Genomic DNA, 1,664 nt, shown 5'->3' on the forward strand with positions numbered 1-1,664 from the left:
AGTCATGAGGCTATACAGAGCTTTAGAGACAATAAAGTTGTTTCATCATCACCTGCACAGTTAACCAGCTGCCCGTGGTGTGGTTCGGAGGTTGCAGCGGGTCGAGATATTGAAGTTCAAAAAGCCACTAACCAAACCTCTATCTACTGCGGCGACAAACGTGGTCGCTGCTCCTTTTCAAAAGGGAAATCGTCGAAAGAAGCTCATCCTGGGATTCCTGTTCTTGTTGTGGATGAAGAGATTTATCATCGACCTCCCACTATGATGATTGCCACTGTAGATAAATTTGCCATGATGGCTTGGCGTGGGCAGGTTAGAACTCTGTTTGGCAAGGTCAGCCATGAATGCCCAAGGCATGGGTTCATCTGGCCGGATGCCAAATGCAAAGGCAGTCACAGGTCAGATAACAAAAACGGGTTACCTGCTGTGAAGGTTGAGAGTATCAGCCCAGTTCGTCCACCTGATCTGATTATTCAGGATGAATTTCACCTGATTAGTGGCCCTTTGGGCACAATGGTTGGCCTATACGAGACAGCTGTTGATGAGCTGTGCTCTTGGGAGGTCAATGGGAAAAAGGTTCGCCCAAAAATTATTGCATCTACAGCAACGGTTCGTAAGGCTGAAGATCAGGTGCGTAATGTGTTTATGCGGCAGGTGTCAGTATTCCCACCACACGGTTTGGATGTTGAGGATAACTTCTTCTCCGTTCAGCGCCCCCTGAACCAAAGGCCGGGCCGACGTTATCTGGGTATATGCTCTCCCGGCAGCTCTCGGCCAGCCATGCTTATCCGTGTCTATACTGCTTTGCTCTCTGCTTCCCAAGCTCTCTTTAATCGGTTTGGGCAACTTGCAGATCCTTATATGACCACAGTCGGCTACTTCAATTCCTTGCGTGAGCTGGGAGGTATGAAGCGATTGGCTGAAGATGATGTCAGAACACGTTCTTATCGTGTACAGATGAGTCAGGTTGCCAGGCCCGGGCTGGAGCAGAGGGCTGTTAACAACACGGATGAATTGACTTCTCGGGTTTCCGGTAAAGATATCCCTAAAAAGCTTGATCAGCTTGAGATTAAGTTCAGAGCAGACATTGACCCGGCAACTGGGCAATATACCAGTAATTGGGAGAAAGGGCAGGACAGGGCTGTCGATATTGTTCTGGCCACGAACATGTTGTCTGTTGGTGTTGACGTCAACCGCTTGGGTTTGATGGCAGTGAATGGACAGCCAAAAGGAACTGCTGAGTATATTCAAGCCACCAGTCGTGTTGGCCGTTCTTCCCCAGGTTTGGTATGTACTGTTTTAACCTGGGCACGCCCTCGAGACCTCTCTCACTACGAGACCTTTGAACATTACCACGCAACATTCTACAAGCATGTAGAGGCCCAGTCGGTTACACCATTCTCGCCGCGAGCTATGGACAGGGGGTTGACAGGAACCATGCTGAGCATGACCCGTTTAGAACATGCCACCTTCAACCCAAATGCAGGAGCGCAGGCTCTGGAAAAGCCGCACCAGTCAGAAGTTGCTGAGTCAATCGAAAAGCTGAAAGAGAGAGCCTGGAGACTCACTGACGATACTGGCTCAAGAGATCTGGCAGAAAGTATGATGAAGAAGCGTGCCGACATGTGGAGTAAAGAAGCCAATGTTGGTGGGCGCATTCTGGC

General features: G+C 49.6%; 1 protein-coding gene. It reads left to right on the forward strand.

What is annotated here, in order from left to right; translation table 11 throughout:
- Positions 1 to 261: 261 nt before the first annotated feature.
- A partial coding sequence (locus J7438_RS25375) for a helicase-related protein (RefSeq protein WP_286196936.1) occupies positions 262 to 1,664 on the forward strand: 1,403 nt, incomplete at its 3' end.

Source organism: Thalassotalea sp. G20_0 (assembly GCF_017744175.1).
Taxonomy (GTDB): Bacteria; Pseudomonadota; Gammaproteobacteria; order Pseudomonadales; family Endozoicomonadaceae; genus Endozoicomonas.